The 25,487-nt window shown below is 61.8% G+C and carries 24 protein-coding genes; 3 read left to right on the top strand and 21 right to left on the bottom strand.

Annotated elements, in window-relative coordinates:
* Positions 1–12: 12 nt before the first annotated feature.
* The 17 genes from ACSSV3_RS08960 to ACSSV3_RS08880 all read right to left on the bottom strand — a co-directional run bounded on the left by ACSSV3_RS08960 (position 13) and on the right by ACSSV3_RS08880 (position 15,212).
* On the bottom strand, positions 13–1,362 hold the full coding sequence (locus ACSSV3_RS08960) for a conjugal transfer protein TraH (protein WP_354324508.1): 1,350 nt from the start codon (positions 1,360–1,362) through the stop codon (positions 13–15).
* Between the two features lie 133 nt (positions 1,363–1,495).
* A complete protein-coding gene (locus ACSSV3_RS08955; protein ID WP_354324221.1) occupies positions 1,496–2,326 on the bottom strand; it encodes a conjugal transfer protein TraF in 831 nt (276 codons plus the stop codon).
* Positions 2,307–4,040, bottom strand: coding sequence for a conjugal transfer protein TraN (locus ACSSV3_RS08950; RefSeq protein WP_454184793.1), 1,734 nt, complete (start codon positions 4,038–4,040; stop codon positions 2,307–2,309). Before ACSSV3_RS08950 ends, ACSSV3_RS08955 begins: the two co-directional genes overlap by 20 nt.
* Positions 4,037–4,618 carry a type-F conjugative transfer system pilin assembly protein TrbC gene (trbC, locus tag ACSSV3_RS08945; protein ID WP_354324222.1) on the bottom strand — a complete coding sequence of 194 codons (582 nt, stop codon included), beginning with the start codon at positions 4,616–4,618 and terminating at the stop codon, positions 4,037–4,039. Before trbC ends, ACSSV3_RS08950 begins: the two co-directional genes overlap by 4 nt.
* 179 nt (positions 4,619–4,797) lie before the next feature.
* Positions 4,798–5,766: a conjugal transfer pilus assembly protein TraU gene (gene traU / locus ACSSV3_RS08940; RefSeq protein ID WP_354324223.1), complete on the bottom strand. Its 969-nt coding sequence runs from the start codon at positions 5,764–5,766 to the stop codon at positions 4,798–4,800.
* 44 nt (positions 5,767–5,810) lie between these two features.
* Positions 5,811–6,494 (bottom strand): type-F conjugative transfer system protein TraW, encoded by a 684-nt coding sequence (gene traW / locus ACSSV3_RS08935; RefSeq protein ID WP_454184792.1) that lies wholly within the window; start codon positions 6,492–6,494, stop codon positions 5,811–5,813.
* Positions 6,446–7,000, bottom strand: coding sequence for a S26 family signal peptidase (locus ACSSV3_RS08930; protein WP_454184791.1), 555 nt, complete (start codon positions 6,998–7,000; stop codon positions 6,446–6,448). Before ACSSV3_RS08930 ends, traW begins: the two co-directional genes overlap by 49 nt.
* Positions 6,957–7,358, bottom strand: a complete 402-nt coding sequence (locus ACSSV3_RS08925; RefSeq protein ID WP_354324227.1) for a type-F conjugative transfer system protein TrbI — start codon at positions 7,356–7,358, stop codon at positions 6,957–6,959. The genes ACSSV3_RS08930 and ACSSV3_RS08925 overlap by 44 nt, the downstream gene beginning before the upstream one ends.
* On the bottom strand, positions 7,355–7,768 hold the full coding sequence (locus ACSSV3_RS08920) for a hypothetical protein (RefSeq protein WP_354324229.1): 414 nt from the start codon (positions 7,766–7,768) through the stop codon (positions 7,355–7,357). Before ACSSV3_RS08920 ends, ACSSV3_RS08925 begins: the two co-directional genes overlap by 4 nt.
* 28 nt (positions 7,769–7,796) lie before the next feature.
* Positions 7,797–10,343, bottom strand: coding sequence for a type IV secretion system protein TraC (gene traC / locus ACSSV3_RS08915; RefSeq protein ID WP_354324230.1), 2,547 nt, complete (start codon positions 10,341–10,343; stop codon positions 7,797–7,799).
* Positions 10,343–11,068 (bottom strand): phage virion morphogenesis protein, encoded by a 726-nt coding sequence (locus tag ACSSV3_RS08910; RefSeq protein WP_354324231.1) that lies wholly within the window; start codon positions 11,066–11,068, stop codon positions 10,343–10,345. Before ACSSV3_RS08910 ends, traC begins: the two co-directional genes overlap by 1 nt.
* A gap of 5 nt (positions 11,069–11,073) precedes the next feature.
* Positions 11,074–11,964, bottom strand: coding sequence for a DsbC family protein (locus tag ACSSV3_RS08905; protein WP_354324233.1), 891 nt, complete (start codon positions 11,962–11,964; stop codon positions 11,074–11,076).
* Positions 11,961–13,289, bottom strand: coding sequence for a TrbI/VirB10 family protein (locus ACSSV3_RS08900; protein ID WP_354324235.1), 1,329 nt, complete (start codon positions 13,287–13,289; stop codon positions 11,961–11,963). The genes ACSSV3_RS08905 and ACSSV3_RS08900 overlap by 4 nt, the downstream gene beginning before the upstream one ends.
* Positions 13,286–14,035 carry a type-F conjugative transfer system secretin TraK gene (locus ACSSV3_RS08895; RefSeq protein WP_354324236.1) on the bottom strand — a complete coding sequence of 250 codons (750 nt, stop codon included), beginning with the start codon at positions 14,033–14,035 and terminating at the stop codon, positions 13,286–13,288. Before ACSSV3_RS08895 ends, ACSSV3_RS08900 begins: the two co-directional genes overlap by 4 nt.
* Positions 14,035–14,607, bottom strand: coding sequence for a type IV conjugative transfer system protein TraE (locus tag ACSSV3_RS08890; RefSeq protein WP_354324237.1), 573 nt, complete (start codon positions 14,605–14,607; stop codon positions 14,035–14,037). Before ACSSV3_RS08890 ends, ACSSV3_RS08895 begins: the two co-directional genes overlap by 1 nt.
* Before the next feature lie 12 nt (positions 14,608–14,619).
* Positions 14,620–14,907, bottom strand: a complete 288-nt coding sequence (gene traL, locus ACSSV3_RS08885) for a type IV conjugative transfer system protein TraL (RefSeq protein ID WP_066112198.1) — start codon at positions 14,905–14,907, stop codon at positions 14,620–14,622.
* Positions 14,908–14,936: 29 nt separating this feature from the next.
* Positions 14,937–15,212, bottom strand: a complete 276-nt coding sequence (locus tag ACSSV3_RS08880) for a hypothetical protein (RefSeq protein ID WP_354324513.1) — start codon at positions 15,210–15,212, stop codon at positions 14,937–14,939.
* Between the two features lie 416 nt (positions 15,213–15,628).
* Here ACSSV3_RS08880 and ACSSV3_RS08875 point away from each other — a divergent pair, with 416 nt between their 5' ends.
* From ACSSV3_RS08875 to ACSSV3_RS08865, 3 genes are read left to right on the top strand one after another with little or no spacing between them, the layout of a single operon-like run.
* Positions 15,629–16,081 (top strand): helix-turn-helix domain-containing protein, encoded by a 453-nt coding sequence (locus ACSSV3_RS08875; RefSeq protein ID WP_354324239.1) that lies wholly within the window; start codon positions 15,629–15,631, stop codon positions 16,079–16,081.
* 49 nt (positions 16,082–16,130) lie between these two features.
* Positions 16,131–16,394, top strand: a complete 264-nt coding sequence (locus ACSSV3_RS08870; RefSeq protein ID WP_354324240.1) for a helix-turn-helix transcriptional regulator — start codon at positions 16,131–16,133, stop codon at positions 16,392–16,394.
* 40 nt (positions 16,395–16,434) lie between these two features.
* Complete coding sequence (locus tag ACSSV3_RS08865; RefSeq protein ID WP_354324242.1) at positions 16,435–17,127, top strand: hypothetical protein; 693 nt, start codon at positions 16,435–16,437, stop codon at positions 17,125–17,127.
* Here ACSSV3_RS08865 and ACSSV3_RS08860 read toward each other — a convergent pair.
* From ACSSV3_RS08860 to ACSSV3_RS08845, 4 genes are all read right to left on the bottom strand, one after another.
* Positions 17,109–20,234 (bottom strand): C-terminal helicase domain-containing protein, encoded by a 3,126-nt coding sequence (locus tag ACSSV3_RS08860; RefSeq protein ID WP_354324244.1) that lies wholly within the window; start codon positions 20,232–20,234, stop codon positions 17,109–17,111. The genes ACSSV3_RS08865 and ACSSV3_RS08860 overlap by 19 nt on opposite strands.
* Positions 20,231–22,090 (bottom strand): phospholipase D family protein, encoded by a 1,860-nt coding sequence (locus tag ACSSV3_RS08855; RefSeq protein WP_354324246.1) that lies wholly within the window; start codon positions 22,088–22,090, stop codon positions 20,231–20,233. The genes ACSSV3_RS08860 and ACSSV3_RS08855 overlap by 4 nt, the downstream gene beginning before the upstream one ends.
* Entirely contained in the window at positions 22,080–23,246 is a 1,167-nt protein-coding gene (locus ACSSV3_RS08850; protein WP_354324248.1) for a DUF6361 family protein, read from the bottom strand. The genes ACSSV3_RS08855 and ACSSV3_RS08850 overlap by 11 nt, the downstream gene beginning before the upstream one ends.
* Positions 23,247–23,317: 71 nt before the next feature.
* A complete protein-coding gene (locus tag ACSSV3_RS08845; RefSeq protein WP_354324250.1) occupies positions 23,318–25,360 on the bottom strand; it encodes an AAA family ATPase in 2,043 nt (680 codons plus the stop codon).
* Between the last annotated feature and the right edge of the window lie 127 nt (positions 25,361–25,487).

The raw sequence follows: 25,487 nt of genomic DNA, 5'->3' as shown, positions 1-25,487 counted from the left end.
TCGTCAGTGGAATTATTGGGTGAGGGCGCGGGTCTGAACGCCGCGCGACCAGTCGAGCGACGCTGCCATGCCCGGCGACATCGAGGCGGCCAGTACGTTCTCGATGAAAGCGGTTTTCTCGATGATCTGCATGATCGCGCCGACCTTGAGGTGCGTGTTGGCCTGCCGGTCCGCCAACGTCTGGCGCACGACATTCACCTGACCCTGCCACATCGCGATCTTGGCCTCGTCAGCGCCAATGAAGCTCGACATCGACCGGCCTGCCTCGCTGACGATCCGGTCAAGCACCGCGAACAGGAGGTCGACGCTCGCGATCTCAGCGAGGGTCTCGCGGTCATCGGTCGGCATGCCCCGGCCATAGGCCGCTTGCACAGTCAGGATTTTGTAGAGCGGGATCGAGGAGACCTGCAGGAGCTCCTTCTGCGCGTCGGTGATCGGTGTATCCTCGCGGATCGCGCCCACCATGCCGGCGATCAGCGCCGATACTCTCGGGCGCAACGCCTTCGATGCGGAAAGGCTCAATGGCTTGAAGCCAGGGTTGAGGCATTTGTCCGGCTCGTCGCAGTCATAGATCAGGACATTGCTGCCGCTCGTGCCATCGAGCAGCGAGGTCACAAGCGTCGAGGACGCTTCGCCCGCAATCGGAATGAACTTGCCCGGCTGGTCGTCGGTCGGCGGCACGTAGATGATCGTCCCGAGCAGGGTCATTGCATATTCAGCGAGTTCGCGATCGAAGTTGCCGCCCGGTGAGAAGAACGCGGACTTCTTGAGGATCGTCCAGGTGTAGTTGCGCGCCACGCCCGGATTGACGTCGTCATACTTGCCTGCACCCTGCGCAGTCGTGCTGGTGCGCTGGCCTCTGGTGCCGCAGCCATGCTTGGCTGCGGCATAGTCGGTGAAGATCCCTTCCGAGTTTCCGATCGCCTCGCAGACGGCCTTGTCCGCCAGATCGCCCTTGGGCCAGATGCCGCCGACCAACCCTTGCGCCATTTCGCAGGAGTTGATGTTGAGGTTGTTCATGAGCTGCGCTTTCTGGCTGAACTCCTGCATAATCTTCGAGCACTCGGGGCAGACTGTGTCGATCGCGAGGCTGAAGGCAAAGCCGACCGCGTTGTTGGCCACCGCCTTCATCATCGCGACGATTTCACTGGCATTGATGAAGCTGAAGGACCCGGCAAAGATGTCGATGCCGCCGCAGCCGGCCCGGGCGCGGGGCAGCTGCAGATTGGCGATGTTGGTCGTCTTCTGCGGGAAGCGCGTCCAGACATTGCCGAGACTGTAATAGCCTGCCGACTGTCCTTCGAACGCCGTCGGCCCCGTCACATTGGCGGCGCCGCCAACATCGTTGAGGAAGGAATCCATCGAGCTTCCCACATCCGCCGAGACGCTCGACAGGGGGAGCGTTACGGCAAGAAAGCCGGCGATGAGGCGTTTTGCGGTCAGCGCTGCGCGCTGTTTTGGGGCGGGGTGGAGACTACGCTTCTGGCGCGATGGATCAATAGTCACGTCCGGCTTCCTTCGATGTGAGGAGGAAAATGCGGTCCTGAAGCTCGTCAGCGCTCATCACGCCGTAGCCGATCGGGATGGGCTGGTTCTTGAGGGCGTCCCACAGGACCACGGCGGGCGTGATCCTGGGCTCCAGACCCATGCGGGTGCGCTGGTTGGTCTCGACCGTGTAGCCCGGGAAATGGCGCGAGGGCCCGCCGTCGGTGGAGATCGCCCGCACCGTGATCTTCCAGCGCGAGGCTACGCCCTGCACGATCGGCGACATCACCTCGCAGGCCGCGCAGCTCTGGGCGAAGAAGTAGAACAGCCCGTAGCGCTCCGAGAGCTGCGCCATCGTGGCATCGCGCTCGGCGCTGCGGCTGTCCTGCCATTGGCGCTTGCCAAGCGTCGAGACCGGCCGCTGCAGCGTGTAGTCGAGCTCGGGATCCTGCCAGATCGCCCGCTGCCAGACATCGCTGAACAACGACGCACGATCGAGTTGCTCGCGCTGAAAGCGAATATAGGCAGTCACATTCGCCGGGGTCGGCTCGAGAATGGCTTTGGCCTTGAGCTCGCGCAGGGTTGAGGTGATCGCATCGAGCTGGGTTGACGCACTTGGAGCGGCCGTCGGTGTCGTCTGCTCAGCCGGCTTTGGCCGGGTGCAGTAGAACCAGTAGCCGAGCTTGCGCTCCTCGCAGTAGAAGCTGTCCTGCGCCTCGACGTTCTTGGGTGCGGGCTGCTCCTGTGCTTGTGCCGGAGCGGTTTGGACACCCAGGCAGGCGAGGGCGCCGAGGCAGACGGCAAGCGGGCGCCAAGCGCCCCTAGTTGCTGGCACTGGCATAATAGTCCTCGATTTTTTGCTGGAGATCGCTCGCGACCGCGAGTTCGTCGGGCAGACGGGCCGCTTCGGTGAATTCGGCATAGACCTCGCTGAAATCCATCTGGCTGAGGTCGAGCCGCGAGAATTCCTCGAGGGTGAAGCCGCGGCATTGCTCGGTTTTGGGCTTGGCCCAAGGCTTGTTCAGCTGCTTGCGACCCTGCTCTTGCAGGATCCGCGACAGCTTCGATTCAAAGCAGCAATAGACCTTCTTCTTGGTCAGGCAGACGCCGAGAAAGCTGTCCGAGCAATAGGTCCCGACATAGGCGCACAGGCCCTGCGCATCGCGCTCATGCAGCAGCATTTCCTCGCGGCTGCAGCCAAGGCTGACCAGGAGCTGGATGCCGGGGATCAGCGGAAAGCCCTTGCCCTTGCAGCAGTTGAGCACGCCGAAGACCTTGGACGAGCAGGTGTTGCGAGTGCCCTTGAACAGGCTGAGGTTGTCGGGATCAAACTCGCGGCGTGCCTGGTCGATCGCATTAAGCGCGACCACGGCGTCCTTGAACTCGTCATTGGCTTCGCGCGTAATCGTCTCGCAGGAGCCGTCGATGCAGTAGACATCGGCGTCGCAGATAAACTGGTTGGGACTGCCCGGTTGATCGGGCACCGGGCAGTCATAGACCCGCTCCCAGGTGCGGCAGGGTTCACCCGACAAGCACTCCTCGCCTACCAAGTTGCAGCCCGGCGTTGTCTCGAGTGTCTGGCAGTCCTGTGCTTCGACATATTGCGCGCAAGCGTACTGCCGCTCCCACGCCCAGCAGGGCTGCGTCACGGCAACGCCGTCAATGATCCGGGTGACCGGATCGCTGTCGCTGCAGACCTCGGTGGCCTGGCGGCAGCTGGTATCCGATGCGAGGCTGGCACACCGGCTTTCGTCGCGATTGGTTGATATGCTCCGCGTCGCGACGATGTTCTGAAGTTCGCCGCCTGAAACTGGGGCGGGGCAGGACATGACGCTGATGGGGTTTCCGGGCTCTGCACAGAAGCGCGGGCCGCCGAAGTCGGCCCATTGCAGGCAAGGACCTTCGATAAAGCCCGTGCGCTCGCAGCCTGCAGCGTCGAACCGTGTGCAGCTCTCCTGATCGCCAGAGCCGAACTCGTTGCACCAATAGATGTAGCGAGTCTGTGTCTCGACTTCGACATTGAGCAGGATCGCACAGCTGCGCGTCTCCTCGCTCGCGGTGTAGCCGACATTGCAGGTTGCCATGTAGCGCGCGCCGCTCCCGCTCCCGGGGGGTAGCGGGACGCAGCGGCCCTGCGATCCGCTGACGCTCATGCCGCTGGTGAAGGCGAGCGGATCGGTGTTGATTAGATCGCTGCGCGCGATCACGGCATCAAGATCCTGGGGTGCAAAGCGTGCACGCCGCTCCATGGAATCACGCATCGTGCGATAGCCACTGTGGCCATTCGCCTGACTGGCTGCCTCGCGCTCCATGCGCGCCGGATCATTGAAATAGCGTGCTTCACCTGGATCGCTGCTGAAATTGGGAATGCGGCTCGCATCGGGGCGGGTGGTTGCGGCGCCTTGCGCAGCCGCCGCCTGTTCGCGCCCGAACGCCTTGCCATCAGCCTTGGCCGCGACGGTGCTGCCTGGGGCTTGCGGCGCATTCTGCGCCTCGGCCGCAGGTGCAAGCCACACTCCGAAGGCAGCGAACCCGGTGATGAGAGTCCGGATCATTGGTCCGCACCCTTGAGACGAGCAAGATACTGGGCGGCGATGCGCGCGGCAGGACCGCCGCCCCGCGCGATCGTCTCAAGCGCGAAATCGGCCGTCACATTGCCGCTGAGGCGGTCATGCGGCGGGATTTGCGTCTGGCAGTCGAACCCGTCGCACAGGTCAAAGTCGGTACTTGCGACCACATAGGTTGGGACGGCAGTGACGTTGAACGCCCGGAACAGCCGGGGATCGATCCCGACACTGCCAAGTTGATCCTGATCCAGCGCAACCTTGCTGAGCGCTTCGGTCAGCACCTTGGCGCTTCCTGATGGAAAGCCGCGCAGCGCGACAACGCCGCCTGCCGCGTTCACTCGGCCGATCATGTCGCGCAAGGCGGCGGGCGGCATCGACAGTGAGGCAAAGGCAATGAAGCGCGGCGCCTCACCCAGATTGCCTTTGGCCGCTTTCCCGGCAGCGGTCACCATCTGATCGAAATCGAAGATTAGGTCCGATGGCTGCGGGGTCGCAGTTGGTACTGTCCGCGCATAATCTTGGCCATGCGCCTGCGCCTCGAGCGCAGCCGCATCTGCTTGGTCCATGACCGCGTTGGCCCGGTCCCGGGCCGTGGCAGCCAGTGCATCGGCTTCGCCCGCATCACTTTGCGCCCTTGCGCGAATGGCAGCGAGATCAAGCTCGGGCTCGATCGTCTGCGCGGCCGCGCCCCCGAGGGCTGCAAGGCTTACGAAAAACGTAAGTACAGGAAGGGTGTAGGGCTTTCTCATAGCGCGCAGCAGTTCCGTTTGCGCCAGACCAGGTAGCCCATGTCCTCGCCGATGGCGGGGTAGACCTGTCCTGCTGACATGAAGGTGGTGGAGGCGCCAATCGGCGCGCAGGCATAGCGGCCCTTGGTCTGCGGATTGGGGTTGGTGGCCTGGAAGCGGTATTGCTGCTTCCTCATCGCCGGCATGAGGTACTTGCCGCACAGACCCTTGCTGCCCATCGTGCCCCAGGCGACGAGCTGGCGATGCAGCTTGTAGGAGAAGCGCGACAGAGCGAGGCGCGAGGCCTGGACATGGCCAATCGTCGCCGAGACATTACCATTCAGGGGATACATCGTGCCCTGGCAGCCAGCGCACCAGAACAGGTCATCGACCGGGAGCTTCGATGTGGCTGCAACGCAGTCGGCAGCGCAGGCTGCGAGTGCCAGCGGATTGGCGAAGAGGACGCTTTCAGGATTGATGATCGCAGTGAGCTCGCTGTCCTGCCACAGCGGATCGATCTCGCTCACATAGAGGATGTCGACCGAGCCTGCCTCAAGGCAAAGGAAATCGGCGACCAGCTCCATCCAGTAAATCAGCGGGTAGGCATACCAGTGGACATGCCACTGCGAATGGTACTGTGTTGCGCCGCCCACCGCTGAAGGCCCGGCCATGGTCTTGAATCCGATGTCGAAGCCCGGGTCGATTTTCATCCCACCAAGATTGACGAAGCACCACGGCTTCATGCTGACATCGGCGAGGCGCACCGGCTCCCAGAAGCCCATCGCGATCCCGGGACGAATGCCGCACAGGCACACGGGAAGATCCGGGTTGTCGGGGTCAGGGCGGTTCGAGGGCCAGATCTTGAGGCTGCCCACCGAGATCGGGAACAGGCACGACCAGCAGATATCGGTAATCGGGTTGACGAACTTGCCGGTGCATTTGCCCGGGCCCGCGTCAGCACTTGCCGGCGAGCTTATCGCCAACATCAAGAGTGCAGCGCAAATCCATCTTAAGAAGATGCTTTGTCGGTTCATGATGGCGTATGACCTCCGCCTTTGACCGGTGTTTCGGTGATACGGAGGACGCGGCCCTGCTGCTCGACCACGGCGGGCACAGCGCGGATGCCGAAGTGCTTCACCAGGGTGCCGCCCTGGTCGAAATAGAACCGGCGTTGGCGCGCTTTCATGAGGGCGAGCGGTGCGCCGCGCACGAGGATCAGCTTGGCATTCGTCTTGCCGAAGCGTGCGCTCGCCCAGGCCAGCTGCGCAGGATCGTCGCCATCAAGAAACACCAGCGGTGCACGCATCGACACAGTATCGAGCGGATTGACCCGCGTGCCGGCCGCAATGATGATCCGGCCTTTCTCGTCGGCAATATCGCGCTCAGCGCTGATGGTCGGATCGAACTGCCAGCTTCGATGGCTCGCCGCATGGATGATCCCGGCGACCGGCTCGGGCCGGTTGACCCTGGCTATCGTCCGCTGTTTGAGGCGCTCATTGAGGCGCGCGGTTTCGCCGCTTGCCTCGAGGTGTTTGAGCCGCGCTTCGATCTGCTCGAGCAGATCAGGCTCGATCACCGGCCAGAGTGTTCCGTGCTGGCCATAGTCCTTTGCTACCGCAGGTATGCTGCAGGAAAGCAGGAGCAGGACAGGGACGAGAAGCGGTTTCACAGGATCGCCCTCCCGGTCCCAAGGATGCGCTCGCGGCAAATCCATCCGATCGCGGCGTAGCGGCTGTCGAACCCGTCCTTGTGCGGGGTGGCGACGAAGTAGCAGTTCTCAGGAACCTTGCCGGTGGGCCCAAGCGCCAGCGGTTCGCCGAGGCGGCTTGTCAGCTTGGCGGTTGCCACAGGGCGACCGTTTACATGAAACGTGCGGTCCTCGCGGGTCACGAGATCGCCGGGCATGCCGCTGACGATCTTGCCAAAGGGCTGAGGGCGCGTCCCAAAGTGCTTCTCGAGCAGCGGCGAGGCGGGTGGGGTGAAGAGAATGATATCGCCGCGTTGAGCGGGCTCGTCGCGGCTCGTCCAGATCGCCCAATAGGGCAGGCTTGGGCTCACATTGATCATCAGCGCGTGGCTGGTGGCAAAGCCGCTGAGCGCGGTAAGGCCAAACGCGCCCGCGCCTACACACGCTACGAGCGCGAGACGGCGAGCCGTGGCCGAGCGGGCAAAGATGTCAGCGCCGCGCATCGGGAACACCGGCAATGCGCCGCGCCACATCGGCGCGGACGCTTTCGGTCAAGTCGGGCGCGCTGCCCGAGACCACTGCTTCTGCGACAAGCACGGTGCGGCCCTCGCGCCCCAGAGCTTGGACCGATGCCTCGACCGCCTTCAGATAGAGCTCCACCCGCATGCGGGTTTCTTCAGGGGGACGACCGGCGCGCGCCTCGGCTTCGATGAATTCGCCCATGATCTGGCTCAGCTGGACCGTAACGACCTCGCGCTTTTCGAGGTTAAGCAGCCGATCGGTCGCCCAGACACCCCAAAGCGTGGAGCCGATCATGCTTGCTCCGAGCAGCATCGCAGTCGGGCTGAGAGCGAGGCCGCGCCACTTTTGTGTTGCCAATATGTTCTTCACTTCTTTCCTCCCAAAAGGTCGCGCTCGAGATCCCTGAGGAAGCGCGGCAAGCGCCAGGCTGCGATCAGTGTTGCGGCGGCGATCAGCACCAGCTTGAACTCAGCGAGAAAGCTGACCTGCCGGGCGTGGTCCGCCGCGAGGAAGCGCTCGGCCAGATTGGCAAGGTGCGCAAAGAGGCTCGGAGCGTCGCCGCCCGAGATCGCGAGAAAGAAGACCAGCGGCACGCCGAGCGCCATCAGGTAGCTCGAACCCAAAAAGGTGCTGACCCTCAGCGTAATGAAGCACAGGTCCCCTGCGCGCGTGCGCCAGCCTTTGTGAGCCTTTTCGTCACGAGACGCATCGAGCGCGTCGCCTTGCGCGGGGTTGGGCTCTGCGGCGGCAAGCAGAGGGAGGGGCGGGGATGTGGTCATGGAAGGTGATCCTCAGTGATCGGAATGGTCAGGACGATGGGCCAAAGGCGATGCGTTCGATCGCTTCGGCCAGCTGGTGTCCGCGCGCGACTTCGGCATCGATCGTAGCAAAGGTGTCGGGCGAGCTCGAGAACAACGTCGATGAGTACGCGTCGAGCACAAGCCGTCCGATCGCTTCGACCTCCGGGCCCTTGATGAAGACCTCGGAATAGTCATTGCCCGAGCGCTTGAGGCTGCGGATCAGCGTCTCGGTACGGTCATCCATGTCGAGACGCTTGGAGGCCTTGAAGTCGGCAATCGTCTCGGGCTTCTGCTGCAGGATCAGCATCCAGTCGCTGTTCTCGAGCGCGGCCGTTGCCCCGTCAGACTTGTAGTAATCGTTGAGCGACTGCGTCGCTGTTGCCAGCGCCCCGCCATATTTGCGGCAGGTGCGTGCATAGGTCTCGACGAACTCACCCATCGAGCCGCCCTTCAACATCGACCAGGCTTCATCGATCAGGAGCAGCTTGCGCACCTGCCGCGGGGTGCGGGTCATCGCCTGGCTGGTCATGAACATGATCGCCGAGAGCACGACTGCGCGCAGCTCCTCGCGCGCACCCAGATCAGACATCTCGAAGACCGTGAAATCGCTGTCGAGCGCGAGGCTCGCCTCGCCCTCGAAAAAGGCGCCATAGGTCCCGCCTGCCGTGTAAGGCGCTAGCGAGGTCGCAAGGTCATCGGCCATGTCGTGCCCGGTACGGCTGAGCGCTTCGCCGACGCTTGTGACCGTTGCTGCGGTGCCGGCCTCGTTCCAGACGGTGTTGACCGCCCGGTCGATCAGCCCGCGCTCGATATCGGAGAGCGCCGCCGAATGCCGTGCCATCTGGCCAATGATGGCCTTCACCATTCCGAAGCAGTCGAGCCGGTAGTCTTCGTCCTCGGCGGCGCGCGCGGCGTCGATCATCGAGAAGGGATTGAGGCAGAACCCCGCCTTCATCGTGAACTCGACAAAGCGGCCGCCCTGCAGCTTGACCGAATGCTCGAAGCTCCGGCCGTCATCGATCACGACCACCTGCGCGCCTGCACCGCGCAGCGCCGCGCACATCTCCTGCAGCAGCACCGACTTGCCCGACCCGGACTTGCCGCAGATCGCGACATTGTGATTGCCCGCCTCGTTCTCGAAGGGGGACCAGAAGAAGGGCTGGCCGCGCCGTCCGACAAACAGAAGGTGCGGGAGGGCGCTGCCGAGATACTCGCCCTGCATCGGGGCGATGTTGGCGGCCGTGGTCGACAGCAGCGTGCGGAAGCGCTTCAGGCGCTCCATGTCGGCCCCGAGGCCGTCAGCAAGGGTCATCGGCATAGCGGCAAGCAGGCCTTGAATCTGGAGAAAGCGCTCGTCGGCAAGGTCCCAGCCTGCCGCCTTGTAGATCGACTTGATGGCGCGCTCGTCGCTGTCGCCGCGGCCGAGCGGCGAGTAGGTGAGGAGGCCGTAGAAGACCCGCACGAGCCGCCGACCCTCCTGCAGCTCTGCCTGGACATGCTGCCACTCGGCCGCCTGTTCGCCGATGCGCGGCAAGAACCGCGCACTGCGCGTACCTGACAGGCTGGTGGTGCGCATAAACTTGAACCCGGCCTTTGCTTCGGCGGCTTCGCGGTCCGGATAGACGAGGCACAGCATCGTTGCCGCAGGGCAGGGGAAGCGCAGCTTGTCGGTGAACATGTCGCCGATCAGCCGCGCGCATTCCCACGGCGCCCAGCGGGCGGGCGTATTGCGCACCGAGAAATGCCGGACATCGAAGGCATCAGGATAGATCGTGCCGATCTCCGGCACGCCGCCATGGCTTTTGCCGGTCGGGCGGAACCGTTCGGTCGCAAGCCGCATGCGATCTTCCTCGACAAGAAGTTCGATATCATGGCGGATCGCCTGCGCCGCGATGGCATCATGAGGATTGTAGGCCGTCGCATCTTCCTGCGGCGCAGTGGTAGGTGAGGTCAGATCATCGATCAGCGCGATAAGACTCTCAGGGCCGACTTCGACCACCCCGAGGTTCAGCGAGCGCAGCATGGCGATGAGCCCATCGCGGGTCTGCTTCAATTCCTCATGACTGACGTGCTTGGCGGCAGGCACGCTCACCGAGACGATCACCTGGTGGTGGCGTGCATGAAACGGCGCATCAGCCGAGCCCGATTGCCAAACGAGACCATAGAGCCGTTTGGCACGGTGGCGCGCAATCGCCTCATAAACCCCGCCCTGAAGGTATCGCGGTGCAAACCACGGCCCGATAATCCGGCTGATGCGCGGGCTCGCCCATTGCAGCACCTGCAGGCACGCGCCGGGCGGCAGACCCTCTGAGAAGAATTGACCCAGGATCTCGCCGGTGCGCTCGTCGGCGCCGATCAGCGGCGTGACCGACAACACAAAGCCTTCGGAGCGCGCGTTGAGGTACAGCCGGTTTGCCGGATCATAGACCCGGTAAGGCAGCCAGTCCGACAACAGGTCGAGCATCAGGACTGGACGCCCCGCCTCGGCATGTTCGGCATCACCCAGCAGGCCGCTGAGCACGGAATCGACGACAGTTTTGATCCGCTGCGCCATCACATTGGCTCCTTGGAACCGGCTGCGTCACTCTTCGCGGCCTCAATCGCCTCGATGCTGGGATAGGTCAGTGCGCTGTGTGAGGCAGAAGGCCGAGGGGCTCGATCATGCGGGGACACTGGCATGTCGAACCCCTCGGCCGCCGGTGCATCAGCACCGGCATCAGCCTCGCGCGCCGTGGAGGGGAGGGCCAGCGGCGAGGCCAAGGGAAAAAGGTCATCGGAGGGCGATGGCGTAAACAGCTGCGAGGGATTGTCCTGGCTGTCCGGTGCGCCATCAGGATTGGTGGTGGACACCCGTTGCTCCTGCGCGGTCTTCAGCTGACGGCGCAGCTGCCGCATCAGCGGCGTTGCGGCCTCGCTGCCCGGCTTGCTGCGCAGCTCAGCCGCCCAGCGCGGGTTTTCGATGACTGTCCAGGCAACAGCCTCATCGTGCAGCGTTCCGGTCTCATCGACACGGGCTGGAAAGACGATCTTCAAGGTGCGCTCGGCCGTGCGCGCCTGATCGCCCGGGGCGACCATGCGGTGCGGGTGCACGGCGTTCACCGGGTTCTCTGTCTGCCTGATTTCGCTCGCAGCACGGGCATCGATGATGTGCGAAGGCGCGCAGGTGCCTTCGGGCGCACGGCACTGGAAGGAGCCTTCGACATTGGTGCCAAAGGTGGCGCAGCCGCTTAACAGGACGGCGAGGCTGGCGCACAGCGGAAGTCGAAAATTGCGACGCATGGCGATCATCCTTTCTTGGTCGGGGTTGGGGTCGGCGCAGTCTTCCCAGAGAGGAAAGCGCGGAGCACATGTGCTGGGCGGTAGCCCTCAATCACGGCGCCATCAGACGGGCGCACGATCACCGGCGTGCCCATGAAACCGTTCGCTTTCGCAAAGGCTTCGTTGGCATCGAGCCCGCTGGTGTCGCAGGGTTTGGGATTGGCGAGCGCAGTCCCGGCATAGGCCAGCCTCAGCGCAAGATCGGGCTTCGGCGCACAAAGCACCCGCTCGGCCTCGCGGCGGCTTTCCGGCCCGAAGATCGAAATCGGGCGTTCCTCGACCCGCGCGCCGATTGCCTTCAACTCCTCCTCGAGCTTCTTGCAATAGCCGCAGTTGAAGTCCGAAAAGACCACGGCCTTCAGGCCGTTCGGCGGCCCCCAGGTGATCGCGCCATTGGCCGGAAGGCCTGCAAGCGAAACCTTTGTTGCCGCTGCGCGCGGGGCCTGCTGCGCTCTATCTTGCGGCTCCGCGCTGCGCGGCGCTCCTGCGGTCAAAAGGTCAGGATTGAGCTCCAGCAACCGCGCAGCGGTCAGATCCTGACGCGTCTCCATGTCGTAGACACGGCCGATCACGAGATAGCGGGCTGCCCGGTCGACATAGAACAGCGTCGATTTAGAGGCGACCTCGCACAGGCCCCCGATCCCCTTGCAGTCGATCTGCGTGATCGGCGTCTTGGGCAGACGCAGTTCGAGCGCCTTCTTGACGGTGTCCGTGTCCGCAGCCTTGGTGGTACTTGCAAAGCTGGCGGCAGCCCAGCCTGTTGCAGCTGAAAGTGCTATGAGCGAGGCGAAGGCGGCAGCGGGCCGGATCCAGCGCGGCGCCTTGCGCTTTGGGGAGTGGTTTGCGTCAAGGATCATTGCGAATTCCTCACATAAACGCCGTCGAGAAAGACGATCTCGACCGCGATGCCGGTCGGCATTTCGACGACGGGTTGGTATTGTTCGGCGCGTTCGATGAGATACCGGCTGACCGTGTCAGCCGCCTCGCCCGCGCCCTGGCCGAGACCGCCAGCGACAATGTCAGTCGCTGACAAGGAGGGGCGCTGCTGGCCAGCGCCAAGCTGTCCGGCGAAAATGCCATTGGCATTGGCTGAGAAGCCGCGCCCGAACCCGCCGACAATGCCAGCCAGCAAAGCCTGGCTGACCAGATTGCCTTCCCGGCTGACGACACGCCCGCGCACACCGGATTTACCGGCAAAGCTGATGAAGCCCTTGACCTCGCTTACCGCGACCCGGCCACCAGGCTGATCGCAGGTCATGCGGGCCAGCTTCACATAGACCTTCTCCGAAGAGAGATCGCCGCGGGCTGCCCCGTTGACGATGCAGCCTTCGATACGCGTCGTCAGCACCTTGCCATTCTGCATGACCGAGCGCGCTGGCCCGGTGATCCGCAGCACCACCGGCAGTGGATCGGTCTGGCTGCTGACCCCGGTAGAGGCATCGACGCCCACGATCACCCGCGCCGAGGCATAGGAGTTGGGCGGCAGGTAATCGGGAGAGTCCTCGACCACCACCGGAGGCACTTCAGGCCGCATGGACCGGGCACCGCCGCCTGCTGCCTTGTCGCTGCCAAAGCTCATCAGCTTGACTTCGCCCGGGGCCGCAAAGACCGGCTCTGCGATATTCGGCGCTCCTGCTCCAACCGAAGTTGGCGCGCGTCCGCGGGCATCATAGCCGCCCGCTTGCGGGCCGTAGGCTGGCAGCGGCGCGCTTGGTGGGGGCGGAGCGCTCTGGCTCGCAAGCCGCGAGCGCAATTCAGCATTTTCTGCCGAGATTGCGTCGATCGCCGCCTGGCCGTCGGTCCGCATCGCCTGGTTTTCTGACTTGAGCGCGGCGAGCTGTGCCTCGATCTCCGAGCGCGGAACGCTCGTGTCCTTCAGCGCCTTTTGCTCACGCGACACCGCATCGAGCCGATTGCCATAAGTTGCCACGAACTCACGCTGGGAGAGGTCTCGGTTCACGAGACCCGCCGTATCGATTGTCTGCGGTGCATCAGGGTCGCTTCCCTTGGCGCCGTCATCGCCCCCGAGGATGAACCAGCTGCCGCTTGCAAGGATGGCCGCGCCAATCGTGCCGAGCAGCAGCTTCTGGCGGCGCGCGGTCTTGGCATTGAGATCCGCAACCGGCGAGGTTGTCGCCTTCTCGGCCTGAGCCGGGACGGGAGGGGTGGGAGCGTCGCTCATTGGCCCTGCTCCCCGTTGCCACCGACAACAAAGGCGGTGGTGCTCATGCCCGGTGCGAGCACTGGGCTGACAATTGCGATCGCTAGGGCGCCAGCGGGCGCAAGGTCGCGCTCTGCAAGAGTGACGTTTTGCGCGCCGCGGTTGGCGATGCGGATGACTTTGCCGGCAAGGCTGCTGCCCCGGTAATCGGCAATCAGCTGAACCTCGAGGTCGCCGACGCGCGCGGGCGGCGCAGCCAGTTGCCGTACCTCGAAGCCCTCGACCGACCGGTCGTCCGCCATCGCTTGAATGAGCCGCACCGCGCTCGCGGTGAGCGGGGTCTCTTTCTCCCAATCCGCCGCCATGTTCCGGGCAATCGCCGGATTGGTGATGAAGACCTGGACAGCAGGGATTTGCTCGATCCGGCAGGCAACCTTGTAGACGAAGCCCTTGCGGGTCGTGGCAAAAAAGCTGATCGAGCGGGCCGCGAAGGTCTCGGGCACCGAAACATAGATATCGCCCCGCAGCGGCTCGTTGGTCACCGCAAAATCATTGTACGGCGTGCCGCTGGAAATCTTCGAGACGCTCGCAAACTGATCGTCGATCAGCGCAAAACGGGTGAGCTCGCGCGCGGACACCGCGCATTCGATGCTCGACCCATCGGCGGCTTGTTTGAACTGGTCAGCGGCAAGAGCAGGGCAAGCAAAGGCGAGAGCGCTGGCACAGGCGAGCCTCTTCGCGCGTCGCAAGGCATGGGCGTAAGCCATCAACGGGCCTCCTTGGATGTCTCTTTGGTGGGGAGCTGGGCGAACCCGGCAAGCGAGAGCCTCAGCCCGCGATAGGTCCAGGTGAACCGGAAACGGCGATCATCGCTGGCAATCACCTGCGCGCCCACGAAGGTCTTGAGCGTGCCCGTAACCTCTGAGGTGAGGCCTCTGGGATCGACCGTCATCGAGCGGATGATGAAGGCCTGGGTGACGTCCGAGCCGCGCTGCTCGGCGACGATCTTCACGAGGTCGGCTTTGAGTTGGCCATGGCTGACCGGGTCGGCGAGCTTCAGAATCTCGCCCATCCAGTAGTCGAGACCCTCCGGGCTGCGGTTGAGCAGCACCAGCGCGGTATCGCGGGTCACGAGCTCAAGGTAGTCGGCATCGACCCCGGCGCTGCTGACAGTGAGTTCGCGCGGCAGCGTGGGCAGCAGGACAACCTCGCGGTCACGTGTCGCAGCTAGGCTTGTGGCAACGACAAGCGCGATCCCGAGACCGGCACTGGTCAGTGCAAACAGATTGCGTTGGCGCAGCAGCGTCTGCTGGCGCTCATGGGAAATGTCGGCAAACATGAGTGTCTCCCCTCAACCGGCAAGCAGGCGGCAGTGGGAAGGCGGCGTGGATTTCAGACCCAGCAATCCGGCCGGCAGATACCAATAGGCGGCATGGGCTACCCAGGAGCTGGCGCGTCCTGCTTTTGCCTTTCGCAGCGCGAACCAGGCGCCGAACGCAACAATAATGCCGATAAAGATATGCTGGCTGAGGATCCCCCAGGTGAAGGGGACAATCATCCCGGCAAACTCGTCGATGGTCCAAAAGCCAATAAGCTCTGGATCGTCGAGCCGCCGGGGGATGATGTAGGGATCTGCCATGAGAACGCCGCCTTCCCGTGTCCGATGCGTCAGATGATCGCGGTCACGACCGAGGTGACGATCGGAACACCCGTGCCGACGCCGATGCCGACACCCACCGGCACAGCGACCTGGCCGAGCGAGAAGCGACCGGAGGCAAGGCCAATGAGGCCGCCAGCAAGGCTGAGCACGGTGATGATCTTGCCGCCCGAGCCCTCGAGGAAGTTCGTGAACTGGGCGAGCGCCGGATCGAAGGTTGTATCAGCGCCTGCAAAAGCTGCGCCTGCAGCGAGGCTGGCGATGAGCACGGGGATGGCAAAGGTCATCGCCCGGTTGGCTTTGGCGGTGCGCTGGTGGGACGCGCCAGTGCGTCTGTGGAAGGGGAGGGACTGCATAAAGAACTCCGTGTGGGAGGGTGGAACAGCGTTCTTTCGTTCGCTGTGTGTTCTCTATGCATCTAGGAAGTTGGCGTAGGAAAGTTCGAACGAAGCCGATGGCCCGCAGGCGGATGCATACGGACATTGGGAACGGGCTTTGGCGGTGAATGCGACCTTAAACAGCCACTTGATTGAGGTAACCTGTCGGTCTTTCCCATCATGCGTGTCGGCATTCCACGCCGAATCAAGCTCTGAGATTGATTCACCTAGAAACGAGATGTTCGCTATATGTTCTAAATTGTTTCCTACATGCGCTGCGCGCGATAAGCCTTCGACTCACATGCTCATCCAGAGGAGTCGTCACCATGCATCAATCCGCCGACCATACGAATGCGAGCCTCGCTCGCGTCCTGACCCACGCCATCGAAACGGCCGACAAGCCGAAGCATCAGATCGCCAGTGAGGCAGGCATCCATCGTGAAACCCTCCTCAAGGTCATGCGCGGCCAGCGTGCCATCAGCATCGACAGGGCTGTGCGGATCTTCGAGGTCTGCGGCGCATGTCCTCACGCAGCCATCGTGTTGACGCTTGCCGGTGAAGAGGTGCTGGCCTGCGAATGGATGCACCGCGACATGGGCGCATTCCTTGATGAATTCATCACGAGCTTGCCTGGGCAGCTCGATCGCACCCTCGGTCGCCGGGTGGCGGACCTCAGGCCGCGCTGGGCAACCGGCACTTCCCAGCTCGTGGCCAAGCTGCTCGCCAAACACATTGATGATCTCGCCAATCGCGACATCGCCATGTCCCTGACCCGCTGAAGCAGGGCAACTCGGAGGGGACCGAGCCAAGAACCCGACAGGAACGTCAATGACTGCAAATTCCAAACCCGCCGAAGTTAGCGCCGACGCCGCTGCTAGAATCGAACCTGCCAGCACACACCCGCCGCGTCTTCTGCGCCTGCCTGAGGTTATGGACCGGGTGGGGCTTCGCCGTTCGGCGATCTATCAGCGCATGAGCGAGGGTCGTTTTCCCAAATGCCGCACGCTGGGCGCCAGATGCTCGGTCTGGGTGGAAGCCGAGATCAATGCCTGGATCGATAGCATCGTTTGCTCTTCAAACCACGCTGACTGATTGTCTATGCCGTTGGATTTCCTTCAGCTATGTCCAAGACATGGTTTATCGATACCCGGCGGGCGATCCGCTTCACCCTGAAGCGTTGAAGGAAAAGCAACGGCTTTGCCGCGATGCCTTTCCTACGCCTTTAGCCCTCCGGGCTCATCGCGCCTTATCGTGGCTTCGCCGCGCTGAGATTGAAGACGCGGACCATGATGTTCGCTTCATCCTGCTGTGGATTGGCTTCAATGCGGCCTATGCGGGCGACGTTGAAGCATCGGCAAGCAGCTCAGCACCCGAGGGCGAGCGAGGCTTGTTTCAGGCGTTTTTCTCCACCTTGGTGAAGTTTGACGGGCGCCACCGCGTTTATGATGCGGTCTGGGACCGTTTCAGTCAGGAGATCCGGCTGCTCCTCGACAATCGCTATGTCTTTCATACCTTTTGGCAGCATAAAAATGGCGTCCCAGGCTACGCTGATTGGGATCAAAGGCTTGAGCGTAGCCGGACTGCTGTGAAAAACGCGCTGAGAGAGCACGACACAGCCCGAATACTATCGATCCTGTTCGACCGACTCTACGTTCTGCGCAATCAGCTGGTGCACGGTGGGTCGACCTGGAACAGCGACGTCAATCGCGATCAGGTTCGCGATGGTGCTTCGCTGCTAGGCTGCCTCCTGCCCATCTTTATCGATCTCATGATGGACAATCCGCAGCACGAGTGGCCGATGCCCAATTACCCCGTCGTGGATTGATTTGGTTCGATACTCAAACGAGTTCCTGGTCTCAGCGAAATCTGAAGCTCGGCCAGCTCACCCATGATCTCCTCGCTCATCCCGGAGAAGAGTTCGATCATCTCGTCTTGCCGCGGTTGGCCAAATGCAAGTCGATAGGTGGCGAGAGACTTCTTCAGGTTCTCATAGCGTTCGATCTCACGGCTGAACGGTGGCATCAGCACCACGCGCTCGATCTTCGCGTCGCCAGGATAGATCCAGTAGGGTACGATATCCCCAGGATGCCCATCGGCCGTCTGCTGATCCTCCGCCTCCCTAAACATCGCGGTCCATGGCGCCTCGACACCGACCAGCGCCGAGGCGCAAGCGCCAAAATCTGCCACAATGTTTCGGCGCACAGCATGGTTCTTGAAGCGATGGACGCGCCCCTCACGCTGCTCGATATCAACCGGATTACGCGGAAGATTCCAGTGGACGATCCGCGAACAATATGGGTGAAAGTCGAGCCCCTCTTGACCGATCGACGTGGATGCCAGCACGAACGGGCGAAAAGGTGATTTGAAAGCAGCCTGGACCAGGGTGGTTCGGCGCACGCCCTTTTCTTCTTCGGCTTTGGTTGCAAACCGCATGGCGAACCGAGCGCGGATCTCGAATGTCTCATCCTGCAAGCGAGAGCGGCCGGCAGTCCATTGGTCGAGCGTAATCTGAGCCGGCCGCAGGGCGACAACCTCGACCACTTTGATGGCGATGGTCCGGGCCCGTTCGATTGCATCGGCTTGCTCGGCGCGCTCACCTTCAAGGACCAGGTGCAGATACTCATCCAGCACTGCAGCAAGATCATTCTGCGCTGCGTGAGCATTGATCTGGCGCCAATAGTTGAGCGGCGAAGCTTCCTCGAGCAGAGCCCGGCTTTCCGGCTGATTGTAGAGGCTGCGAAAACCAAGCGCGATCACGATAGACGCACCGATGAGCACAGGATCGTCGATCTTCAGTTCTGGGCAAAGGCGAGCGAGGGCCCGAAGTGCGCATATGGCAGGCGAGCCAAGCGCAGATTCCGCAAGTTTGTCGAGAATGTCCCTTGAATCCGGATCACCTTGGTGATCGTCGGATGAAAGCGCCGCATCGATGACGTCGATCGTCCGTGCCATAGCGCCATGCTCTTCGTGCGCCTCATGATCGATAGCGGCGACGCGGCCCCAATCTACGCCGCGGCCGAGCTCGGCCTCGATGGCAAGAGGAAGCAGACGGTCGGACCGCTCCGCCAGTCGAGCAAGACAGGACGGATCGAGGCGTTCCCTGAGAGCCTGACGAGCTTGGGTAAGCAAATCGGTATAACTGGTGGCTCGCCCATAGCGCTGCTCGAGCTGCAAGGGATCAACCCAAGCCGCAAGGGTCGGAGAAGGACACAACATCGGCATCATTTCTTCGACACCGATTGGACGGCTTGTGCGTCCCACCAGGTCCGGCGACATGTTCATGCGTCGGCTTGCTTCATGTGAGAGCAGCGCTGCAATCGCATCCGGGACCATCGACCAATCCGAGAAGACCAGTGTCTTTGTCGCCGGAACGGGATCTCCGAATGACGGACGGGACGGAGGAACCCAGAGCGCGCGATCAAGGCCGTTTTGGAACGCAGTGTCGGCGAGGGCGCGCATCCGTCCGTTACGAAGCGGGATCTCTTCGAAGTTTTCGACCTGAGCCTTGTCGATCAAAAAGGGTGCGGCGGCTCTGATCGCCGTCCGCAGTTCCTTGGCTGGCCGCAACTTGACTGTCTGCAGCCGTTCTCGCAGCTTGTACCCACGCATGAAGTTGAGAAGATAAGGCGACGATTTCCAATACTCGATGACGCCCGGCGCGCCGACCAGCTCTGCCACCTGCGCGACTGCTTTCGCTTCCCGCAGGTCATCCGTCTCGACCGTCAGCGGCGGCTTCAACTCTCTGACCAGCGAGTTGCGGTCGGAAGTGGAGTCTACGCGCTCCGTCCGAGCGATAACCTGGCTGAGGATGTGGTGGACGCGGTCGCGCTGGATGCGTGCGGCCAATCTTGACTGAGGCATGGCCTGCAGCGCCCGCCGGAATTGGGAGAGCTCAATCTCAAGTTCCCGGACACGCGCTTCGCCGTCTACGTCGCCGAATAGAAAGCGCATGGTTCGCAGAAAATCGCTGTAGTGATCGCCTTCTTCGGGATCGTCGCTGCTCAAACTGAGCATTCGGTAAGGCGTAGCGGACAGCAACAGCAAACGTGCCGCAGAACCGTCGGAGCCCGAGTATGAAAACAGTGCCCGAGCAAGCTCCGCAGCCGCTGCCTTTTCGGGCGAAACGTTCTCATCATGCTCATGCAGCAATTCAGCAAAACGTTGGAACTCGTCCAGAATGATGAGATCCGGGGTAAGGGCGTCGACGCAAATCCGTGCAAGGATCCGGCGAAGTTCGCCGATTATCGCGGCCGGTCGCTGGTCGGACGGGTAGTCCGGCTTCTTCTGGTTCCGCGCCAGTTCCGCTGCTTCGCGAATGCGCTCAATGAAATCATCCCCGACGGCTGCGTTGAATTTCTCGGATATCTCCTTCGAAATCGGCTGGACGCGCATCCAGTCTGTCCAGCCGGGCCAATTGTCTGGAGTCACTCCGCCGCGAAAAATGCGCTGCACGCCGCGATGCCGGATGCCAATCCTCTTTCGCAGCATCTCATAGATGAGCGCGCGCTCCTTTGCCGTCCCCAACGACGACTTGAGATCGAGTGCGGTTCCCGGCGTTAGACTGATGAGATTGATGGGCCTGGACCCGATCCCTCCCTTCAAATCCATTTCAAGCGGCAGAAGCGTGAGGCGGGTGTTCAGCGGCTTCGTCGCTGATCCGATGACATTGAGCGATTTGATATTCTGTTCGGCTATCGCCTGGTTGGAGCAGATGTAGACGACATCAATCCGGTCAACCTTCCCGGTCAGTTCTTCGATCGTCTTGGCGATAACGCCACGCGCAACCATGGTTTTTCCCAGGCCGACTTCATCGGCAACGAGAAACTGGCGCGTGGGAGAGGCATCCGTAAACAGACGCTGGAACACATAATCGACCGTGGCGCGCTGGAAAGGCTTCAAAAGCGCCAGATGATCGTCCGCCCGGTAGGTCATACCCGCGCTCCTTTGCTGCCTAAGAGCGGCGCAAAGCTTGACCAAAGTGCGAGAAACTCTGGCGGCACAAGGCTCGGACCCGCGGGATCTTCAAGACGCTTGATGAGCTGATCAATTTCGAGGAGCTCGCCGCTATCAAGGCTCAACGCGCGAACCATCGGCTCAAGCAGGGATGCTCCGCCCTGGCCAAGCCTTCGCAGCCATTGCCCCTCGCCGGCAGCCTCGCTTTCGAGGAAGCTACCTTCACCCAAACTACCGAGGAGCAGGCTGAGATACCGGAAGAAGTTCTCGACATTCGCAATATGAGCTCTGAGCACGGCAGCGTCGCGCCCATCGGGCACCCCGACGAGGCGTGCGCCAAGGGTGAAGGCGATCTCCACGCCCGTCTCATCGTCGCGAAGGCGAATGGCCAACCAACGGGTGACCTCGCTCAAAGGCACCGAACCGAGTGCCAATCGAGGCTGCGCTCTCGAGAACAGCGCAGCGGCGTCATGCCCGCGCTCGTTCGCCACTGTGATTGCGCGGATGGAACAGCTTACCCCGTCGGGCAGTTCGAGCGATGGGGCTTTCCCTGCGATCTCCGCCTCGAGCGCGACGGTATCCGTCAGCTGCGTGCAGTGAAGGTCAAGAGCGATCGACGCGATTTTGATCCGGAGTTTGTCGAGTACCTTCTCGGCTGCCGCTGCGGCATCCTGCTCAGGCGGCTCAGAGGGCGTGTAAGGGGCGAGAAGGCGCCGAAATCCCTCGGAAAAAACCGCATCCTCGATGGTTCCCATCCGCGATTTCGGGCCATCAAGCGTCGCCATTATCTCGACATTCTGCGTCCGGCCTTGGTGGGTTGGGACGAGTGCAGCGGTCGTTGCATTGGCAGAACCAAGATGAATGTGCAGGCGTGATCCGCGCTCGACCACATAGGCTTTGGCATGAAGACCTTCGAGATCGGCTGAAAAGACCTCTTCCCGGTCTTCTTCCTCGTACTCGGTCGCGCGGTCTTCGAGAGTATGTAGCTCAAATCGTTTGCGAATGTCGGGCTTGATGCAGTCAAGTTCCTCCGCGCGAGCAATGAGTTGGCAAGCCGCAGGATCATCGTAGCCCGATGCCAATTGCTGAAGCGCTTTGCCGCTTACAAACGGCGACAGAATTGCAATGCGCTCGCCCTTTTGAGGCGCCCAAGCTCCCGCTTCAACGCCATTAACGGCAAAGCGAACCTTCGTTGCGCCGGCTGGAAGATCTTCCCACCAGCAGCGGGACAGATCGCGCAGCAGAGAAGGCAAGAATTTTGGCGGTGTCGGCCGATTGGCTGCATTTGCCATGCTTGGAAGAGCGCGTAGAAGCGCAACGACTGGCTCGTTGTCTTCGCAAACCTCGTCAGCGACCGTGCCGTCGAGACAGAGCGCCAAGTCCCAGCATCGATCATTGGTCAGGTTGCGAGAAAGGATCGCCAGCCGCATGCGAACCGGCATGCCCTTACGATCTGGCTGGAAGCGAATGCACCACAATTTGGGGTGAAATGCGCCGCCTCCCGGGGCCGAAACCTCGGTGATCGTTTTCTCATAGAGGGCCATCAGGCGGGCCGCACTCGGACGCGCTTCCTTGATGCGGCCACGATCGCAGTAGATCGCCATCCGGCTCGCCATCCGTTCTACGCTCTGCAGCAGAGCCAAGGGGCTCCGCAGCATTTCGTCACGATTCTCGGCGTCGCGAAACACGATTGCGATTGGGATCGCGAGGGCAGTCTCGAAATCGAGGGAATAGGTGGTGGCTACGGCGTGATCGAACCTGTAGCCATCTGGCGAACGCATGAGCGCTGTGTAGAGTTCGCGATTTTCAGGGTCGAAGGCAGGGTCAACCGGCATCAGCAAGCTCCCCGAGGTAGCGGCTGGCGATACCCCATCTGAAATCGAGCCGCGCGTCACCTGATGCACCTGACCAACGTTCAAGCGGCGCATCGTGTAGGAGCCTCGCCTTCCTGTGTTTCAGCCCATGCTCTCGCTGCTTGATCAGCTCTATTGCCGCTTGATCGGTTTCGATGGTGCCACCGCTGTCCCGCACAATTGTCACCCATCCTCGGATGAAGTCTCGCGACGGCTTGGTGAGGTTATGGCTGGTCTTGCCGATCAGAGCGAAAAGATCATCGAGATCCCAATCGTTCAACGACAGATTGTCGAGCTCCGACTTCCAGTCTTCAATGCTCGCGCGGTAGTGTGCTGCTAAATCAGCAGCATCGGCGTGCGTTTTGGCGTTCGGCCGATCCGCAGCACGAAGGGCGAGGAGCAGATTGTAAAGAAGGCTGGCTCCGTACATCACGCCGGAAAATCGTTCGGCGTGCCGGAGGATTGCGCGATTGTAGTCTGATATGGTGTCGACGCCGACTTGCCAGGGCCAATCCTCCGTGAAGGTTTTGCCCTTGCGCGCCAGTTCGTTCAGCAAGCTGTTAGCTGCGTGACTTTCAAGCCGGTCTCGCAAGAAGTCCGCTTCGCCTTTTTCGAGCGTAAAGGAAGCCTCATCCAAGAGGTTTGCCGGCGCCTTAGGAAGGTTTGACGCCCAAAGTTTGAGATCATGATCTTTCAAGCTCTCGGGACCATATGACAGAAATGTTGACTGGCTGCCCGACAGCCCCCGAATGCCGAGCGTGCTCAAGCCTGCCCAATAAACGCTTGATGCAAGGCGCTTCAGGTTTCGCCCGGCGTCGCGCCCGATCACACCGACAGTCTCGCCGCCACGGAGCAGTGCTTCGCTCAACTGGAATTCGAGCTCGCGCGCGATCGCTGCGCGCTCCGCCTGTGTGGCCTTACGGCTCTGGGCCTCTTGGTAGATCCAAGGGATGAACAGCATGTAACGCAGCCGTGTCTGGATGGTGCTTGTCCCCGGAAAGAGGAGATCGGCAAGTCCGTCACGAACCGTGCCGAGGCCGAGCTCGTCTCGGGCCTCGGGCTGTTTGAACAGGTCGATCAGTGTTTGAGCGCGGCGACGCTCTTCGGGGTCAAAATCAATCCAGGCGAGATAGGACATCAAGGTTTCTCAACTACATATGGATGATGGTGTCAATCGAGAGGGGGTCGCAACACGCGATCCATTATCACTCAGGCAGCTTTTTGATCGGGGTTTTGGAAGCGCGAACTTGGCTCGAGGGACGGCAATTGGAATCCGACAGGTCCCCTGGTGGTTTCTCCGCGTGCTTCGATTTCCTCAAGGAGCCATCTGACCAGAACCCCCGGGTCGCGCTCACCCAGCAATCGCGCGCGATGCGCGACAACCGCAAAGTCACCGGGAGTCTGCCCCTCGTGAAGCGGAAAACGCTGCGGCCAGCTGAGTGCGAAGGTTTTCTCGAAAAACGCCTTTACCTGGCTTTGCGTCATCGCCTTGAATGACGTGCGAATGGTGAAACGGCGCTGGGTTGCAGCATCGAAGTTGTCCGCGAGGTTCGTCGTCGCGACGAAGGGCGCGCGCAAATGCTCGAGCTGGACCAGCATCTCGTTCACTTGCCTTACCTCCCAGCTGCGCTGTCCCGCCTCACGCCGGTACAGGAAGCTCTCGGCCTCATCGATCAGGAGCAGGGCACCGCGCTCTGCTGCGCTGGCAAAGGCCTCGGCAATGTTCTGCTCGGTCTCGCCCACAAATGGGCTCATCAGATCTGATGCCCGCCGCTCTTCGATCTCGATCCCCATCAGCTCGGCAAGATGCCTGGCAAAGGCTGATTTGCCTGTGCCGGATGGTCCAGAAAGCAGCAGGCTCCATGCTCGATCCGGTGAAGCGGCCAGTTGCTGGGATAAACGCTTGAGGTCCGTTTCTGCGTTCGACAATCGCGGATCATAGGTCGACCGCGTGCAGATCTCGGGCTTACATGACTGACCGAGGCCGCGCATGACACTGTGGATCGCAGTTTTTGCCACCTCCGCTCCGCCGCTCGTCAACTTGGCGGCATTGAGCCCGGCTGCGACCACCGCAGGGGGCGCCTTGATACTGGCAAGGTCGCGCAACTCCGCTGAGTTTAGCGATAGCGAAACATTCTCGGCCGACCGCCTCACAATTCGTTCGCGTACGGCAAAGCGAGGCCTGTCGAACCCAATCGCCAGTGTCATTCGCCTGAGGACTGCAGGACTCAGCTGCGACCGATCATTGACGATCCAGATGGTAGACACTTCGGGGTTCTCGACCAGTCGGTGAATCCATTGCTTCGAGGTCGGCCGGCGTTCGCTGATCCTCAGAACGTCGTCTGCCTCGTCGACAATGATGACCCGATCTCGGTGGTGACGGCACATGGCGCGCAGCACCATAAGATGGTCAAGTCGCTCCGACCGGTCAGGCTCGTTGCCGTAGTCATCCGCTAGCCCAGCGAAAGTTGCTCCGCTGCCCGCCTTAGCAGCGAGTGTCCGCGCAAATTCGGTCTTGCCTGTGCCGGGGTCGCCGAACAGAAGAATGCTGACAGGGTGTCTGGTCGCAAGAACCTTCAATGCGATGTCTCGCAGCGGGTTGAGATGTTCGAAATCGTCCCAGCCCAGCGCACCAAGTTCGGGCTCGGGCAAAAGCCAGCGCAGCATCTCCTCCCGCGTTGCGGCGTTCAAACAGATGAGGCGCTTGAGCAGAGAGCTCAGGCTGTATTCGCCATCGCGATCATCATTGATGAGCCGCGATGCGAAGAGCGGCGATCCCTGAACAAGCCTTTGCTCTGCCATATTGCTTGGAAGGCTGGCGAGGCGTCCGATCACCCTCGGGGACAAGTTGCTGCATGAGAACGGTCCGCGCCGCACCAGTTCGCGCCAGCTCTCGTATCGTCCCCAGCGCGCAAAAACGCCCAGAATGACCGTGTCGGCTGGCTCAAGGCCAAACAGATCGCTGATCCAGGACAGGAGCCGATCGAGCTCTGTCGTTTCACCGGGCGTTGATGTCAGCTGGCGAGCGATAACCTTCGTTTCGGCGATCGTAGGGCTTTCACGATTGGCGATCCTGCGCAGTCCAGGGACGGGTGTTTCCCGTTCGATAAGCTCGATCAAATCCTCGCCGGAGCGTTTCAATTGATGCGCTGTCAGGCTTTGCAGGATTTTTGCTGCAGCCTGCGCGAAGTGTGCGGCTTCGCCCTTGGTGTCGAGATCGAGATTGGTTTGATAAGGCGAGCGGCGTGCCATGATAGCGGTGGTTTCCCTCTGGTTTGGTTCCGGCCATGACCTTAAACCACCGATGTGCGACAAAATTGGTCATATAATTGCATCAACTGTTCGATCCAGCTTGCTCACTGCGAACAAATAGTTAGCA

It is taken from the genome of Porphyrobacter sp. MBR-49 (assembly GCF_053628655.1).
This window is presented reverse-complemented; position numbering and strand designations above follow the sequence as displayed.